Annotated in this window: 17 protein-coding genes; 5 read left to right on the top strand and 12 right to left on the bottom strand. The window is 67.4% G+C overall.

Annotated elements, in window-relative coordinates; translation table 11 throughout:
- Positions 1 to 238: 238 nt before the first annotated feature.
- The 5 genes from rplI to ACIA8G_RS22810 form a co-directional block, all read right to left on the bottom strand.
- The gene (gene rplI / locus ACIA8G_RS22790) at positions 239 to 691 is read right to left on the bottom strand and encodes a 50S ribosomal protein L9 (RefSeq protein ID WP_396420653.1); all 453 of its coding nucleotides are present in this window, start codon (positions 689 to 691) and stop codon (positions 239 to 241) included.
- 19 nt (positions 692 to 710) lie between these two features.
- Complete coding sequence (rpsR, locus tag ACIA8G_RS22795; RefSeq protein ID WP_030480165.1) at positions 711 to 950, bottom strand: 30S ribosomal protein S18; 240 nt, start codon at positions 948 to 950, stop codon at positions 711 to 713.
- A gap of 58 nt (positions 951 to 1,008) precedes the next feature.
- Positions 1,009 to 1,518, bottom strand: coding sequence for a single-stranded DNA-binding protein (locus ACIA8G_RS22800; RefSeq protein WP_089918350.1), 510 nt, complete (start codon positions 1,516 to 1,518; stop codon positions 1,009 to 1,011).
- Positions 1,519 to 1,547: 29 nt separating this feature from the next.
- Positions 1,548 to 1,856 (bottom strand): 30S ribosomal protein S6, encoded by a 309-nt coding sequence (gene rpsF / locus ACIA8G_RS22805; RefSeq protein WP_396420654.1) that lies wholly within the window; start codon positions 1,854 to 1,856, stop codon positions 1,548 to 1,550.
- A gap of 101 nt (positions 1,857 to 1,957) precedes the next feature.
- A complete protein-coding gene (locus ACIA8G_RS22810; RefSeq protein WP_396420655.1) occupies positions 1,958 to 2,884 on the bottom strand; it encodes a hypothetical protein in 927 nt (308 codons plus the stop codon).
- A 131-nt stretch (positions 2,885 to 3,015) separates the two neighbouring features.
- Here ACIA8G_RS22810 and ACIA8G_RS22815 point away from each other — a divergent pair, with 131 nt between their 5' ends.
- Genes ACIA8G_RS22815 through ACIA8G_RS22825 form a run of 3 tightly spaced genes read left to right on the top strand, consistent with a single transcriptional unit; the run spans position 3,016 to position 6,213 of the window.
- Complete coding sequence (locus ACIA8G_RS22815) at positions 3,016 to 3,786, top strand: deoxyribonuclease IV (RefSeq protein WP_396420656.1); 771 nt, start codon at positions 3,016 to 3,018, stop codon at positions 3,784 to 3,786.
- Positions 3,787 to 3,809: 23 nt separating this feature from the next.
- Positions 3,810 to 5,186, top strand: coding sequence for a glycosyltransferase family 87 protein (locus ACIA8G_RS22820; protein WP_396420657.1), 1,377 nt, complete (start codon positions 3,810 to 3,812; stop codon positions 5,184 to 5,186).
- Between the two features lie 19 nt (positions 5,187 to 5,205).
- Positions 5,206 to 6,213: a GDSL-type esterase/lipase family protein gene (locus ACIA8G_RS22825; protein WP_396420658.1), complete on the top strand. Its 1,008-nt coding sequence runs from the start codon at positions 5,206 to 5,208 to the stop codon at positions 6,211 to 6,213.
- Here ACIA8G_RS22825 and ACIA8G_RS22830 read toward each other — a convergent pair.
- From ACIA8G_RS22830 to ACIA8G_RS22840, 3 genes are all read right to left on the bottom strand, one after another.
- A complete protein-coding gene (locus ACIA8G_RS22830; RefSeq protein WP_396420659.1) occupies positions 6,125 to 7,717 on the bottom strand; it encodes a glycosyltransferase family 87 protein in 1,593 nt (530 codons plus the stop codon). The two genes, ACIA8G_RS22825 and ACIA8G_RS22830, sit on opposite strands and share 89 nt — an antisense overlap.
- Positions 7,718 to 7,839: 122 nt before the next feature.
- A complete protein-coding gene (locus tag ACIA8G_RS22835; RefSeq protein ID WP_396420660.1) occupies positions 7,840 to 10,164 on the bottom strand; it encodes a transglycosylase domain-containing protein in 2,325 nt (774 codons plus the stop codon).
- Between the two features lie 509 nt (positions 10,165 to 10,673).
- Positions 10,674 to 11,072 (bottom strand): DUF5318 domain-containing protein, encoded by a 399-nt coding sequence (locus ACIA8G_RS22840; RefSeq protein WP_396420661.1) that lies wholly within the window; start codon positions 11,070 to 11,072, stop codon positions 10,674 to 10,676.
- Positions 11,073 to 11,236: 164 nt separating this feature from the next.
- Between ACIA8G_RS22840 and ACIA8G_RS22845 the strand changes: the two genes are divergently transcribed.
- Positions 11,237 to 11,773 (top strand): PadR family transcriptional regulator, encoded by a 537-nt coding sequence (locus tag ACIA8G_RS22845; RefSeq protein ID WP_396420662.1) that lies wholly within the window; start codon positions 11,237 to 11,239, stop codon positions 11,771 to 11,773.
- 30 nt (positions 11,774 to 11,803) lie between these two features.
- Complete coding sequence (locus ACIA8G_RS22850) at positions 11,804 to 12,889, top strand: inositol-3-phosphate synthase (protein WP_396420663.1); 1,086 nt, start codon at positions 11,804 to 11,806, stop codon at positions 12,887 to 12,889.
- 57 nt (positions 12,890 to 12,946) lie between these two features.
- On the opposite strand, the gene ACIA8G_RS22855 is transcribed toward ACIA8G_RS22850, so the two are convergent.
- The 4 genes from ACIA8G_RS22855 to ACIA8G_RS22870 form a co-directional block, all read right to left on the bottom strand.
- The gene (locus tag ACIA8G_RS22855) at positions 12,947 to 13,681 is read right to left on the bottom strand and encodes an SDR family NAD(P)-dependent oxidoreductase (protein WP_396420664.1); all 735 of its coding nucleotides are present in this window, start codon (positions 13,679 to 13,681) and stop codon (positions 12,947 to 12,949) included.
- 69 nt (positions 13,682 to 13,750) lie between these two features.
- Positions 13,751 to 14,014, bottom strand: coding sequence for a ComF family protein (locus tag ACIA8G_RS22860; protein WP_396420665.1), 264 nt, complete (start codon positions 14,012 to 14,014; stop codon positions 13,751 to 13,753).
- Positions 13,995 to 14,312 (bottom strand): hypothetical protein, encoded by a 318-nt coding sequence (locus tag ACIA8G_RS22865; protein ID WP_396420666.1) that lies wholly within the window; start codon positions 14,310 to 14,312, stop codon positions 13,995 to 13,997. Before ACIA8G_RS22865 ends, ACIA8G_RS22860 begins: the two co-directional genes overlap by 20 nt.
- Before the next feature lie 73 nt (positions 14,313 to 14,385).
- On the bottom strand, positions 14,386 to 15,279 hold the full coding sequence (locus ACIA8G_RS22870; protein WP_396420667.1) for a DNA-processing protein DprA: 894 nt from the start codon (positions 15,277 to 15,279) through the stop codon (positions 14,386 to 14,388).
- Between the last annotated feature and the right edge of the window lie 34 nt (positions 15,280 to 15,313).

The raw sequence follows: 15,313 nt of genomic DNA on the forward strand, positions 1-15,313 counted from the left end.
CACAAGTTGTGGAAAAAGTCGTGCGCCACACCCTCGGCGTGTCGCGAAAAACCGCCTCTTCGGCGTGTCGCGGACAGGACACCGAGACAGGTTATCCACAGGACGTGGACAGGGCGGCGCTACGACAAACGAGCGAAAGCGCCACCCACCCGGAGCATTCCGGGTAGGCGGCGCTTCAGCAAACCGAACCGAAGGCGAACCCCACCAACGAGTGCTGGTGCCGCCTGGTTCGCTCGAACTACTCGCCTGCGGTGACGGTGACCGGCAGCGTGAGGGTGACCTCAGGGTGCAGGCGAACCGTGACCGAGTGCTTGCCGGTGGTCTTGATGTGACCCGGCAGCTCGATGGCGCGCTTGTCCAGGACCGGACCACCGGCGGACTTGACGGCAGCCGCCACGTCCGACGCGGTGACCGAGCCGAACAGCTTGGAGCTGCCGGCGGCGGCCTTGGCCTTGAGCGTCACGGAGAGACCCTCGAGCGCGGTCTTGATCTCCTTGGCGTGGTCCAGGTCGCGCACGCGGCGGGTGTCCTGCGCGCGGGTGATGACCTGGATCTGCTTCTGCGCACCGCGGGTCGCGACGATCGCGAGACCGCGCGGGAGCAGGTAGTTGCGGCCGTAGCCGTCCTTGACCTCGACGATGTCGCCGGGCGCGCCAAGGCCGGAAACGTCAGCGGTGAGGATGAGCTTCATCGCGAATGTCTCCTTTTCCTTAGCGGGCGGTCGAGGTGTAGGGCAGCAGGGCCATCTCACGGGCGTTCTTCACGGCAACAGCGACGTCGCGCTGGTGCTGCGAGCAGTTGCCCGTGACTCGGCGGGCACGGATCTTGCCGCGGTCGGAGATGAACTTCCGAAGCAGCGTCGTGTCCTTGTAGTCGATCAGGCTTGCGCTCTTGTCCTTGCAGAAGGCGCAGACCTTCTTCTTGGGCTTGCGCACAGGCGGCTTGGCCATGTGTCTCTAACTCCTGGATACGCGATGAATGAGGTACTGGATGACCGGTGCAGTCGGTCTAGAAGGGGGGCTCGTCGGCGAAGCCACCAGAGCCGGCCGGCGGGGCGGAACCCCACGGGTCGTCTGCCGGTGCGCCACCGCCACCGCCGCGAGACTGCTGACCGCCGCCGCCGCCGAAGCCGCCGCCACCGCCGCCGTCTCCACGGCTGACCTTGTTGACCTTCGCGGTCGCGTAGCGCAGCGAGGGGCCGATCTCGTCGACCTCCAGCTCCACGACAGTGCGCTTCTCGCCTTCCTTCGTTTCGAAGGAACGCTGGCGCAACCGTCCGGAGACGAGCACTCGCGAACCGCGGGTGAGCGACTCGGCCACGTTCTCGGCGACCTGCCGCCACACGTTGCACCGCAGGAACAGCGCTTCGCCGTCCTTCCACTCGCCGGACTGGCGGTCGAAGGTGCGGGGCGTGGAGGCGACCGTGAAGGACGCCACCGCGGCACCGCTCTGGGTGAAGCGGAGTTCTGGGTCGGCAGTCAGGTTCCCGACCACCGTGATCGTCGTCTCACCAGCCATGTCTTCGGAGCTCCCCTATCAGAGGTTCGTCAGGCCTTGACGGCCGACTTGGCGGGCTCGCGGCGCAGGACCTTGGTCCTGAGCACCGTCTCCTGCAGACCGAGCTGGCGGTCCAGTTCCTTCACCGCGTCGGGAGTCGAGGTCAGGTCGAGCACCGCGTAGATACCCTCGGTGTTCTTCTTGATCTCGAAGCTCAGCCGGCGCTTGCCCCAGACTTCGACCTTCTCGACGTTGCCACCAGTCGTCTTGATGACGTTGAGGAACGTGTCGAGAGACGGCGCGATCGTGCGCTCGTCAAGGCTGGGGTCGAGGATGACCATCACTTCGTAATGACGCATGAGGACCACTCACCTCCTGTGGACTCGCGGCCACGGGCTTTCCGTGGCAGGAGGGTCGTCGCGTCAGCAACTGTAAAAGGTTAACAGAGCGCGTTCGGCGACTACGCAGGGGTGCGGCGAAGCACCCAGGTTCGCACCAGCGCACCCGTCACGCAGGCCAGCATCAGCACCGCTACCAGCACCGGGAGGCCGACGCCGCCGGGGCCGCCCAGCCTCGGCAGGGCCGTCGCGCGGCCGGCCGCCAGCACCGGGTCGGTGTCGTAGTTGTTGCCGTTCGACGCGCGCGGCACCTGTGAGCCGTACCGAACGCCGGGCGACGGCGAGTACAGGCCGGGCATCGCGAACGGCAGCGAGCCGTAGCTGAACAGCGGCACGCGGCCGTAGTTCGTGCCGAGCGAGTACAGCGGGAAGTCGCGGGTGATCGGGGTACCCGCGCCGGGGCTGCCGGGGTTCGTCCCCGGCTGGCCGGGCGGCGTGCCGGGCTGAGGCTGGGGGTTCTGACCAGGCGGCTTCGGCTGGCCGGGGAGCTGCGGCGTCAGCTGCTGGGAGCCGTCCGCGATCGCCTTGGACCCGTCCTGGATCGGTGCCGCGACCTGGTTCACGCCCGTCACGACCACCTGGCAACCCTGCGTCAGCGTCGCGCGCACGGTCTGGTCGAGCGTCCCGAGGATCGGCCCGAGCAACGGGATCTTCTGCAGCTCGGCGGTCACCACGTTCGCGATCGTGGCACCGCTGATGGTCTGCGTACCTGCCTGCACCGTGCCGATCGGCATGGGCTTGAGCTTGGAGAACGACTGCTTGAACGGTTCCGCGAGCGGCGGCCCGAGCACCGGCACGGCGCGCACCAGGTCCGTCACGGGCTGGAGCACGGCGCTGGGACTGAGCGAGACCGGGGTGCCGGGCGTGCCCTGCACGCTCGTCGCACAACTGCCCACGACGATGGGGTCGGCCGCCGAGGCGGGAACCAGGCCGACCGAGGCGGAGACCAGCGCCAGAAGCGTCGCGGCGGTGACGCTCAGCAGTCGCATGTGAACCCCTTTCCTACTCTCTAGTAACGACCGTAGGTCCTGGTCGTGACGCAGACCATCCCCAGTTTTCGCAATTACTCCTATCGGCGGCGGCTGCGATGGCGTTATGGACGCCGACTACCCTCCTGCTCATGCGCATCGGGGCCCATGTTCGCGACGACGACCCGGTCGGCGCCGCGGCCGAACGCGGTGCCGAGGTCGTCCAGTTCTTCCTGTCGGATCCCCAGGGGTGGAAGAAGCCCAAACCTCATCCGCAGACGGAGGCACTGCTCGCCTCCGATCTCGAGGTGTTCATCCACGCCCCGTACATGATCAACATCGCGTCGCTGAACAACAAGATCCGGATTCCCTCGCGGAAGAACGTGATCCAGCACGCGGAGGCCGCCGCGACCGTCGGCGCGAAGGGCCTGATCGTGCACGGCGGGCACGTGACCAAGGGCGAGGACCCGGCGGAGGGGTTCGCGAACTGGCGCAAGTTCTTCGAGCGCCAGGTCGCCGACGGCGGCTTCGCCGTGCCGGTCCTGATCGAGAACACCGCGGGCGGCGACAACGCCATGGCGCGCTCGTTCGACAACCTCAAGCGGCTCTGGGACGCGGTCGGCGAGTTCGGCTCCGGCTTCTGCCTCGACACCTGCCACGCGTTCGCCGCCGGTGAGGACCTCGTCGGCATCGTCGATCGGGTGAAAGCGATCACCGGCCGGATCGACCTGGTGCACCTCAACAGCTCGCGTGACGAGTTCGGCTCGGCGCGCGATCGGCACGACAACATCAAGACTGGCACCATCGACGCCGATCAGCTGGTGGCCGTGGCCGCCAGTGCCGGATGCCCCGTCGTGGTGGAGACACCGGACGAGGGCCAGGCCGACGACATCGCGTACCTGCGCGACAACGCCGGTCGGTGAAGACCGTGCACGAGGTGGTGAGCGTGACGCCCGACCGAGGCGACGCGGGGCGTTTCGTGAACCGCTTCGGCAGGCCGGCCGCTGTCGTGCTCGTGCTGCTGTGCGGGTTCACGCTGCTGCTGGGCTTCATCAACAAGGACCGCTGCACCGGTCCGGCGTTCGACCAGTGGGGCCGCACGCAGCCCGACTACGACGAGCGCAACAAAGAAGAGGTCTGCTACTCCGACATCCAGCACCTCTGGATCGGGCGCGACATCGACCGGCACGTCTTCCCGTACGTCGACGGCGGCATCAGCGACAAGGGCATCCTCGTCGGCGGCTCGGTCGAGTACCCGGTGCTCACCGGCCTGATCATCTGGGCCGGCGCGATCTTCGCGCACAACGACGCGGAGTACCTGCTCTTCTCCTCGCTGCTGATGGCGCCGTTCGGCCTGCTCACGGGCTGGTTGCTGGGCAAACTCGCCCGCTGGCGCGCCCTGCTGTGGGCGATCGGGCCACCGCTCATCCTGTACGCGTTCCACAACTGGGACCTGCCGGTCGTGCTGTGCTCGGTGGCCGCGGTCTTCGTGGTGCACCGCTGGAACCGGCCACTGGTCGAACGGGCGACGGTCGCGTCCGTGTTGCTGGCGCTCGGTTTCGCCTTCAAGGTCTACCCGGCCGCCTTCGTGCTGCCGCTGATGCTCTTCGTCGCCACCGGTGGCTGGCGCGGGCAGGAACTGCCGGAGGGCAAGAGGTTCGACATCGCCGGTGCGGTCAAGGTCGCTCTGGCCTCGATCGTCACGGTCGTGCTGGTCAACCTGCCGTTCGCCTTCGCGGGCTACGACGGCTGGCTGGCCTCGTTCGAGTTCCAGCAGCTGCGCCGGGTCGACATCACCACGAACTCGATCTGGTACTGGGGCCTGCGGCCGTTCATCGGCGACGACGCGATGCAGTCGCTGGTCGGCGTCATCTCGCCGATCACGATCCTGATCTCGTTCGCGATCGCGGCCGGCTACGGCTGGGTGCGGTACCAGCGCGAGGGCAGCTACCCGTGGATCGCGGTGTCCGGCGCGATGCTGTGCGGCTTCATGCTGCTGCACAAGGTCCACTCGCCGCAGTACACGCTGTGGCTGGTGCCGTTCCTCGTGCTCCTGCGCGTGAAGCTGGTCTGGGCGTTCGCCTACTTCGTGGTCGACCTGGCGATGGGGATCGGGATCTTCCGCTGGTTCTGGGCGATCGAGTTCGGGCAGCCGGCCGGGATCTACGACAGCTTCTCCGCGCAGGCCGTGATGATCGGCGTGTGGGGCCGGGCTGCGCTGCTGGTCGCGCTGTTCGTGGTGTTCCTGAAGGCGCGCGACGTGACCGAGGACGACCACCTGGACAACAAGTTCATCCGCGGAGCCGTAGCAGCGAAGAGCTGATCCACCGCATGCTTCACCCGTGAGGGTGATCATCGTGCTGGCGTTGCTGCTCGCCTGCGGCGCTTCTGGTGTGCACGAGCGGTCGGCGGCGATCCGCTGGCTGCCCGTGTGGCAGGCCGTGCCGACAATCTCGGCCGCGGTGCCGGACCCGAGCGTGCGCACCACCGTCGATCTCACCGCCAGCGGCACCTCCGTGCGCGTGCGGCTGTCGAACCTGATGGGGATCAAGCCGGTCCGCGTCGAGCAGGTCACCGTCACGGCGAACGGCGAGACCCGCGAGCTGACGTTCAACAGGTCCCGCGGCGTCACGATCAAGGCGCGCGACGAGGTCTACAGCGACGCCGTGCTGCTGACCGTCACCACGGCGCTGGAGATCAGCACGTACACCCCGGCCGGCACTCCGTGTCAGGCGCGCGCACACCGCACGATCACGTCGACACGCAACTACATCTGCCTTGTCTCGGCGGTCGAGGTCGCGGGCTTCACCGCGCCGGGCGCCGCGGTGATGTTCGGCGACTCCATCACCGAGGGCGACGCCGAGGGCAACTGGCCGTCGATGGTCGAGAGCGACCACGCCGTGCTGAACGCGGGCGTCAGCGGCAACGGCGTGCTGTTCGGCGACGCGCCGATGATCACCCGGCTCTACCGCGATGTCCTCTACAGCGAGGAGGTGCGCAAGGTCGTGTTGCTGGGCGGCATCAACGACATCCAGAGCGGCATCAGCGCGGAGAACGTCATCGCGGGCATCCGCACCATCCTGCTGCGGTGCCGCAACGAGGGCGTCCAGGTCACCGTCGGCACCATCACGCCGTGGAAGGGCTGGGTGAACTGGACCGAGCAACGCGAGCAGCAGCGCCAGCAGGTGAACGCGTGGATCCGCACCACCTTCCCCGACGCCATCGACTTCGAAGCCGCCGTGCGGGACCCGGACGATCCGCTCAGACTGCGTCCGGCGTTCGACTCCGGTGATCACCTGCATCCGAACGCGGCCGCATTCGGTGCGATGGCTCGCCTCGTGCGGGTGTGATGATCCGCCGGTCCGGCGCATCGGCCAGGACGCCGGCCAACGGGTCCTGCTCGTCCTCCACGCGCACGCGGTCGCGTTCGGGGTGGTAGATCTCCTTCAGGATGATCACGCACAGCACCACGACTGCCGCGTCCCGCAGCAGCACGGCGCCGAGGAACCAGTCGATCGGCAGGCCCTTGTTCTCCGTGCCGAGGTAGAAGTACATCCGTGGCACCCACACGAGCGCGTCGACGGTCATCCACGCCAGCAACAACTTCCAGCGCGGCAACGCCAGCACCGCGAGCGGCACCAGCCACAGCGAGTACTGCGGGCTCCAGACCTTGTTCGTCAGCAGGAACGCCGCCACGACGAGGAACCCGAGCTGGGCGAGCCGCGGCCTGGTCGGCGCGGAGAGGGCCACGTACGCGATACCGGCGCAGCACGCGAGGAACAGCACCGAGCTGACGGTGTTGAGCACCGTCGGCGGCTGCCCCTGCTGCAGCCCGGGATCGAAGCCCTGCCAGCCGGTCCACTGCACCAGCACGTTGTAGATCGTGTCCGGGTCGGCGTTGCGCTCGGTGTTGAGGCGGAAGAACTCCTTCCACCCGGTGTTCGCCGCCGGGTTCAACGCGATGGGCGCGTTGACGAGCGCCCACGCCCCGAGGGCCGACACGGTGGTGGTGAGTCCGGCCTTGAGCCGATCTGACCGCCAGCACAGCAGAAGCACCGGTCCGAGCAGGAACAGCGGATACAGCTTCGCCGCGCCACCGATCCCGATCAGCGCACCGGCGAGCACGGGCTTCTTCCGCGCCCACGCCAGCAGTCCGGCCGTGGCCAACGCGGTCGCGATCGTGTCGAAGTTCGTGAACGCGTGGACGATGACCAGCGGCGACACCGCGACGAGCGCGGCGTCCCACATCCGCCTGCGCGCGATTCGGGCCACCGAGAACACGGTCACCAGCCACGCCACGGCAAGCCAGAACGCCGTGACGTTGAAGAACACGATCACCGTCATCGGCAGCCCGGGAACGAGTGCCACGAGCCCCTGCGCCACTCGCGCGTTGAGCCACATGAACACGCCGGTGACGACCGGGTACTCCATGTACCGGATGTGCTCGGTCGGCTTGCCCTCGTCGTCCTTCCAGGACGTGATGTACGGGAAGGCATCGCGCTGGTCGAGCCGTTCCGCGGTGTAGAGCGGCACGGTGTCCGAGTAGCAGAGCGCGGTGAACTGCTTGCTGCCCCGCCAGTCCAGCTGCACCTGGCCCTTGTCGTCGACGTACTGCTGGACGCACGGCGACTTCTGCACCCAGCCCGCCAGCAACGTCAGCACGCCGAGCAGCAGGAGCACCCGCAGCGCCGTCCAGAACCAGTGCCTGCCGACCTGCGCGTGCTCGCCGAGCGGACCGCCGAACGGTCTGCTCAGGCCGCGCGCCAGTGACTCGGTCAAGGTGGGAGCGACCCGCTCTTCGTGCGAGAGCGAGTCGGTGTCCTCGGCGGGGAGCTCGGCAGGGCTGCTGGCCACGAGGCGGGATGTTACGGCCAAGGTCGAACTGACGTTGTGAAACCACCCGGTGCGACGCATCGCCGTTGCGCCGGCCGAACGAAGAAGGGGCCTGGTGCGTGCGCACCAGGCCCCTTCTTCGTCTACGTGTCCCCTGGATCTCGGCCACCGTTGCCGGGATTTGGCCTGCCCGGCGTGCTCGACGCGGTCGGATTCGTCGGGCACAGCAGGACCTGGCACGGCTCTTCCGAAGGCTTCGTCGGCTTGGTGGGCTCCGTCGGAGGGGTGTTCGAGGGCGTGTTCGACGGCGTCACGGACGACGGCGGAGTGGACTTCTTCGGCGGGTTGAACTGGCCGAGGGGCTGCGGCTTCGCGAACTTCTCGACCGGCGTGCCCGAGAGCGCCGCGTCCATGAACTTCTTCCAGATCTGGCCGGGGAGACCGGATCCGAAGATGGGCTTGTTCTGCTTGTTCTTGATCGCGACGTTGCCCTGGTCCTTGCCCATCCAGACCGACGCGGACAGCTGCGGGCTGTAGCCCACCATCCACGCCTTCGAGTTCTGGTCGACGCTCTTGTCGAGTTCGTGGGTGCCGGTCTTGCCAGCGCACTCGCGGTTGCCGGCACACGGGATCTTCGAGAACCCCGGGATCTCCTTGAGCGCCTCGGTGACGTTGTCCGCGATGTCGCGGCTCTTCGTCTCCACCGGGTCGAACGCGGGGACACCCTTGTCGACGTGCTGGTAGAGGATGTCGCCGCTGGGGCCTTCGATCTTGGTGATGAAGAACGGCTGGCGGTAGACGCCGCGCGCGGCGAACGTCGCGTATGCCGACGCCATGTCGAACGGCCGCACCTGGGCGTTGTCCGCGCCGATGGAGATACCGGCGTTCGGTGGGCCACCGCCCTCGCCGACGAGCGTCTGGACCGTCTTGCCGTTGTAGTTGACGGTCTCCGGGATGCCCGCCTGGTGGGCGGCCTTCGCGACGGCCTTCGTGCCGGTGTCGTTCGCCACCATGTCGTAGAACACGGTGTTGAGCGACTCCTTCATCGCCTGCTTGATGGGGCATTCCTTGCCGCACGTGCTGTTGGACGCGTTGCGGATCGGGACACCGGCGATCGTGCGCGGAGACGTGCCGTCGTAGGTGTCGCCGATGCCCTTGCCCATCTGCAGTGCGGCGACCAGGTCGAACGGCTTGAACGACGAGCCGGCCTCCTGGATCGTGCCCTTGGCGTAGTCGATGCCCTTCAGGCCGTCCTTGCCCGGGTAGTACGCCTTCACCGCGCCCGTTGCCGGGTCGATCGCGCTGAGCGAGGTGCGCAATTCGGGGTCTTCGCCCTGCATCACCGAGTTCACCGCGTCGGTCGCAGCCTGCTGCATCTTCGGGTCGATGCTCGTGTGGACGGTGACGCCGACCTTCTGCGCCTTCTCCATCGTGAGGCCGACCATCTCGCTGTCGATCTCGTTCTGCACCTGCTGGCTCACGCGCGCCAGCGGCCCTTCAAGACCGGCGGGCTGGGTCTCCTCGAACGGCAACGGCTTCGGCCACTGCTGCGCGTCGTAGTAGGCCTGGTCGATCCAGTTCTTCTGGAGCATCTGGCCCATGACGTACTTCCACTGCTTCTGCGAGTGCTCCTCGTCCTCGGACCAGGAGGGCGTCTGGATCATCGCCGCGATCAGCGCCGCCTCGGAAGGAGTGAGGTCCTTCATGTCCTTCTTGTAGTAGACCTGCGACGCGGCCTTGAAGCCGTTCGCGCCACGACCGAAGTACACCGTGTTCAGGTACGCGGTGAGGATCGTGTTGTGGTCCGACTCGTTGCTCATCTTGTAGGCCTTGACGAGCTCGGTGAACTTACGAGTCAGCGTCGCTTCCTCGTTGCCCGTCGCCTTCTTGATGTACTGCTGGGTCAGGCCGGAACCACCCGAGCTACCACCGGTCGCCTGGATCCAGACGGCGCGCACGATGGCCTTCACGTCGAAGCCGGGGTTGTCGTAGAAGTCCTTGTCCTCGGCCGCCATCACGGCGTTCTTGACGTTCGGCGGAATCTCGTCGAACGTCAGCATCGACCGGTTCTGGCCGGGCGAGGTGATCTTGCCCATGTCGGAGCCGTCGGAGTACTTCAGCGTGATCGTCTTGTCCTGCGCGTCGGCGACCTCGTTCGGCTTCGGCCAGTCGACCAGCGGATACGCGATCGCGACAGCCAGCACCGGGCCGAGGATCATCAGGCCGAACGCGACGAAGGCGCCGATCCGGACGCGCTTCCAGATCTTCTTCTTACGCAGACGGCGCTCCTCCTCTTCGGTGAGCTCCGGCTCGTCGTCGTAGTAGTCGTCGTCATCGTCGACGCCGGCGAGCAGGAACTCGTCGTCCGGCTCGCGGTGCGTCAGCAGGTCCGGCTCGCGCTGCGCCGCCGGCCGGTTGACCGGGGGCAGCTGCGTGGTCGGCTCCTGGCCGGGGTTGCGCGGGGGCATGCCAGGACGGCCGGGGCCGGCCTGCGGGCCACCAGGGCCGCCGGGGCGACGGCCACCGGGAGGCGGGGCCATCGGCATGCCGCCGGGAGGCGTCGGGGGACGGTTACCGGGAGGACCGGGAGGACCGCCCTGAGGGCCGCCGGGACCGTTCATCGGGCCGGGTGGGCCCGGCGGACGGCCGGGACCGCCCTGAGGCCCACCGGGAGCACCCTGAACGCCGCCTGGTCCGTTCGGGCGGCGTGGGGGCTGCTGCTGTGGGAAACCACCGGGTGGCGTGCCACCCTGGGGAGGGCGTGCGAAACCGCCGGGCGGGGTGCCCGGTCGTGGCTGATTCGGGACATCGCGCCTCGTACCGCCGCCGTCCGGGTCGTCCCCGGTCGGCCACTGCGGCTCGCCTCCGCGCTGTCGGTCATCATGCTGGTCGTTCACGTGAAAAGGCCTCCCAGACCGGCGTGCATCAGCACACGGTTCGGTGGTCGTACTTCATCCGGAGCAGTGTCACCTGTGGGTCATTCCGCCGCAGTCCTCCTGCGTGGCTTTTCCAGCCCACGCTTCCCCAGGACGTATGACTGCACCAGGTGGTTCCAACTGCATGTGCGACAGACTTCAACCACGTACACGGTGAACTCCTCGAAGAGGGTTGCCATCTTCACGAGTTCTTCAGGTGTCCGGGCAGAGCCGGTCGCGTGCTTGAGCTCGTCACCGTAGACCCAAGACACGTTGGTGAGGGGTTCCTTGCGGCAGACAGGGCAAGGCACTTGTGTCTGCGTACCGTGGAACTTCGCAGCTCGCAGCAGGTACGGGGACGCGTCGCAGACCTCCATGGTGCCCGTGCGGCCAGAGTAGACCTCCGCCAGCAGCGCACGCCGCTGCAGCGAGTAGTCCACCACCTGCCGTTGGGTCAACACGTGACCAGAGTACGTGCCGACCGCATCCCGATGATGGGCCGTTCAGGGCAGCGAAGTCCGAGGCGGTATGACGGTGTGCCACATCCCACAGTGAAGAGGGGCCATCGATGTATCGCGGCGATATACTCGCCTCACCTATCGGTGCAGGTGCGAGGAGGTGACTCGTGTTCGAGTTCGCGCTGCTCGGCCTGCTGCACGAGGCGCCCATGCACGGCTATGAGCTGCGCAAGCGTTTGCATGACCTGCTCGGAGCGTTTCGAGCGTTCTCGTACGGATCGCTGTACCCAACACTGCGGCGACTCCAACGTGCGGGCCTGATCGTGGAGGAGGGGCCGGAGGAGTCGGCTCTTTCTTGGGGACGTCGGGCGCGCAAGGTCTACAAGCTGACCCCGGAGGGCAAGGAGCGGTTCGCCGATCTCCTGGTCAACGCGGGCCCGCAGACCTGGGACGACGATGCGTTCGGTGTCCACCTGGCGTTCTTCTCCCGCACGCCCGCCGAGATCAGGATGCGAATCCTGGAAGGGCGGCGGCGGTGTGTCGAAGAACGCAGGGAAGGGCTCCGTGAGCGGCTGGCTCGCACGGGTGAGCAGATCGACCGCTACACCCGCGAGTTGCACCGCCAGGGACTCGAAAGCACCGATCGCGAGGTGCGGTGGCTCAACGAGCTCATCGCGCACGAACAGTCCGAGCAGGACGAGTAGTACTCACCGTTGATCAAGGAGGACTCGGCAATGGGCGGAAACCACCGCACCGTTCGAGTGGCCATCGTCGGGGTTGGCAACTGCGCGGCGTCGCTGGTGCAGGGCGTCCACTACTACGCGGACGCCGATCCGAGCACCCGCGTGCCCGGCCTGATGCACGTGCAGTTCGGTGACTACCACGTGCGCGATGTCGAGTTCGTCGCCGCGTTCGACGTCGATGCCAAGAAGGTCGGTGTCGATCTCGCCGAGGCGATCCTGGCCAGCGAGAACAACACGATCAAGATCGCGGACGTGCCGCCGCTGGGCGTCGTCGTCCAGCGCGGGCACACCCACGACGGTCTCGGAAAGTTCTACCGGGAGACGATCGAGGAGTCCGACTTCGAGCCGGTCGACGTCGTCGCGGCGTTGCGCGAGGCCGAGGTCGACGTGCTCGTGTCGTACCTGCCGGTGGGCTCCGAGGACGCCGACCGCTTCTACGCGCAGTGCGCCATCGACGCCGGTGTGGCGTTCGTCAACGCCCTGCCGGTCTTCATCGCCTCGGACCCGGAGTGGGCGGAGAAGTTCCGCGCGGCCGGCGTGCCGATCGTCGGTGACGACATCAAGTCCCAGGTGGGCGCCACCATCACGCACCGTGTGCTGGCGAAGCTCTTCGAGGACCGCGGCGTCCAGCTCGACCGCACCATGCAGCTGAACGTGGGCGGCAACATGGACTTCCTCAACATGAAGGAACTGGAGCGCCTGGAGTCCAAGAAGGTCTCCAAGACCCAGGCCGTCACCTCCCAGGTGGACCGGGAGATGGGCAAGCGCAACGTCCACATCGGCCCGTCGGACTACGTGGCGTGGCTCGACGACCGCAAGTGGGCCTACGTGCGCCTCGAGGGCCGCGCGTTCGGCGACGTGCCGCTGAACCTCGAGTACAAGCTGGAGGTCTGGGACTCCCCGAACTCCGCGGGCATCATCATCGACGCGGTCCGCGCCGCGAAGATCGCTCTCGACCGCGGCATCGGCGGCCCGATCCTCTCGGCGTCGTCGTACTTCATGAAGTCGCCGCCCGTGCAGTACTCGGACTCCGCGGCCCACGAGGCCGTCGAGGCCTTCATCCGCGGCGAAGCCTGACCTTCGGTCGTCTGCAAGTACCACCAACAGCGAGTTGGTGGTACTTGCAGACGCCGTTCAGCGCTTCGAGAGCCGCAGCTTCTGCCACGACCCGTCGGCGGTCCACCCGCCGTCCACGGGCAGCGCGACCCCGTTGATGTACCGGGCGCTATCGCTCGCCAGGAACCGCACGGCCTGCGCGATGTCGTCCGGCGCCGCGAACCGCCCGACCGGCACGTGGTCAGTGATGTCCTCGTCGACGTAATAACCGCCGGCCTGCGACTCGACGTCCATCTCCGTCTTGACCCAGCCGGGGCACACCGCGTTGACCGTGATCCCCCGCCCGCCCCACTCGACGGCGAGCGTGCGGGTCAGCCCGATCAACCCGTGCTTCGTCGTGTTGTACGCGGCCCGGTCCGCCACCCCCTGCAGCCCGGCGACGCTCGCGATGTTGATCACCGCGCCGCTGCCCTGCCCGAGCATGACCTTGCCGAGTGCCTGGGTCAGCAGGAACGGCCCGGTCAGATTGACCGCCATGATCCGCTCCCACTGCTGGAGCGTGGTCTCCTCGAACGGCACGATGCCGGCGATCCCCGCGTTGTTCACCAGCACGTCGACCCGGCCGTGGGTGCTGGTCACGTGATCGGTCAGTCGCTGGACGTCCTCGGCGCTCGTGACACTGCCGACGATCCCGTCCTTGCTCTCCTGCAGGTCGAACCCGACGACGGCGAACCCGTCCTCGCGCAGCACGTCCGCGATCCGCAGCCCCATGCCCTGCGCCGTGCCGGTGACCACAGCAACTCGTTGCGTCATGAGCGCGAGGCTAGGTAGCCGCTGCGGGTCAGCGACAGTGCCCATCGGTGGCTGCACGCCTGAGGCCAATCACTGCTGTTGCTCGAGGCAGCAGACGTCCCAGTCGAACGGCTCCGTGACCGAAGGCGTCGGCTCATCGAGGTGCCTGCCGATCACCAGGCCGACCACTCGGGTGGCACCAGCACGTTTCAAAGCCACTGCTGCCGACTGCAGACTTGCTCCCGATGTCCAGGTGTCGTCGACGAGCAGGATGCTCCGCTCCTCGACATCAGCGGCGACCTCGTACTGCGCAGGCCGCATCTTCCGGGTGTTCTCACCGCAGGTGCTCAGCATCTCGGCGAACTTCTTGCTGGTCAGCCCGAGTCGCCGACCGAGCACATCGATCAACGGAGACGTGCGGCCTCGGGAAGCTCGCGAGGACGGTGAGCAGTTCGTCGGTGAACCGGCGTCGCACCGTCTCGGAGGCAGCGTCCTTGTAGTGGAACAGCACGTGAGCGAGCTGCTTCCCCTTGAACGCCAACGAGATGGGCGCGACCTCGTCGGCCAGCTCCGCACCAAAGGACTGGAAGTGCTGGTTGCACTGCCAGCACCGCTCGAACCCGTCGGTGGTGCGCCGGCACGTGACGCACACATTCGGTCCACGGTCAGGAGGCGCGATGAGGATGTTGCGATAACGCTCGCGAACGGGGCTGAGTGGGCTCAAGTCAGATGTCGATCAGGTCCGGGACTTCGGCGCTCAGTTCGTCAAGGACGCGCAACAGGTGGTCGGGGCTGTCCAGCACCGTCGTGTTCGGACGGTCGGCCATCTCCCGGCCCCACGTCGTGCCGGACACGACCTCGAGCAGCAGGAAGACGTGGCGGCCGTGCTCCAAGGCCAGCCGCGCCTGGATCCGGGTGCCGCTGTGTTCGCCCGCCTCCACCACGACCGTCGCGACGCTGCACCCGCTCATCACGGCATTGCGCATCGGGAAGTGGTGCTTCGCCGGGCCGGCGTCCGGCCAGAACTGGGACAGCACAGCGCCCGTCCTGGCGATCTCCTGCTGCAGCTCCGCGTTCTCCGACGGGTAGCTGTGACGCAGGCCTGTGCCGACCACCGACACGGTCCGGCCGCCGGCGTCCACCACCGCTCGGTGCGCTGCCGTGTCCACGCCCGCGGCCAGACCGCTGAAGACCGTGATGTCGTGCTTGGTCAGAGTTGTCGCGATCTCACGAGTGATGTGGAGTCCACGCGCGGTCGCGTGCCTGCTGCCGACGACGGCGACGCCGAACTGGTCGGCGGGGTCGAGGAAACCCCGGCAGGTGAGGAAAGGCGGTCGCTGATGCACCATCAGCAGCTGAACCGGGTACTGCTCGTCCAGCACGGTCACCAGGTGAATGCCCTCGTCCGCCCAGGACTCGATCTCCTTCTCCAGGAGGTCGAGCCGATCGGTCAGATCCGGAGCGATGTGATCGAGCGTCGGCTGGTCCGGCGTGAGCAGCGACTCCAGCGCAGACAGTGCGGAACCGGCTTCCTCCACGGCGTTGGTGACGTCGGCCCAGCCGCGCTCGCTGTCGCGGAGTGCGAGCAGCAGCGCCGCTTGTTCGCGCCGGTTCACCACGGTCACATCCTATCGAACACAGGTTCGACGCGCT

It is taken from the genome of Lentzea sp. NPDC051213, assembly GCF_044455585.1.
Lineage (GTDB): Bacteria > Actinomycetota > Actinomycetes > Mycobacteriales > Pseudonocardiaceae > Lentzea.

Bases quoted from the DNA above. Each gene is read 5' to 3' on its own strand.
- ACIA8G_RS22860 (WP_396420665.1), bottom strand. From the start codon at position 14,014: ATGCTGAGCACCTGCGGTGAGAACACCCGGAAGATGCGGCCTGCGCAG.
- ACIA8G_RS22855 (WP_396420664.1), bottom strand. From the start codon at position 13,681: ATGACGCAACGAGTTGCTGTGGTCACCGGCACGGCGCAGGGCATGGGG.
- ACIA8G_RS22800 (WP_089918350.1), bottom strand. From the start codon at position 1,518: ATGGCTGGTGAGACGACGATCACGGTGGTCGGGAACCTGACTGCCGAC.
- rplI (WP_396420653.1), bottom strand. From the start codon at position 691: ATGAAGCTCATCCTCACCGCTGACGTTTCCGGCCTTGGCGCGCCCGGC.
- ACIA8G_RS22815 (WP_396420656.1), top strand. From the start codon at position 3,016: ATGCGCATCGGGGCCCATGTTCGCGACGACGACCCGGTCGGCGCCGCG.
- ACIA8G_RS22850 (WP_396420663.1), top strand. From the start codon at position 11,804: ATGGGCGGAAACCACCGCACCGTTCGAGTGGCCATCGTCGGGGTTGGC.
- ACIA8G_RS22810 (WP_396420655.1), bottom strand. From the start codon at position 2,884: ATGCGACTGCTGAGCGTCACCGCCGCGACGCTTCTGGCGCTGGTCTCC.
- rpsR (WP_030480165.1), bottom strand. From the start codon at position 950: ATGGCCAAGCCGCCTGTGCGCAAGCCCAAGAAGAAGGTCTGCGCCTTC.
- rpsF (WP_396420654.1), bottom strand. From the start codon at position 1,856: ATGCGTCATTACGAAGTGATGGTCATCCTCGACCCCAGCCTTGACGAG.
- ACIA8G_RS22835 (WP_396420660.1), bottom strand. From the start codon at position 10,164: ATGCCCCCGCGCAACCCCGGCCAGGAGCCGACCACGCAGCTGCCCCCG.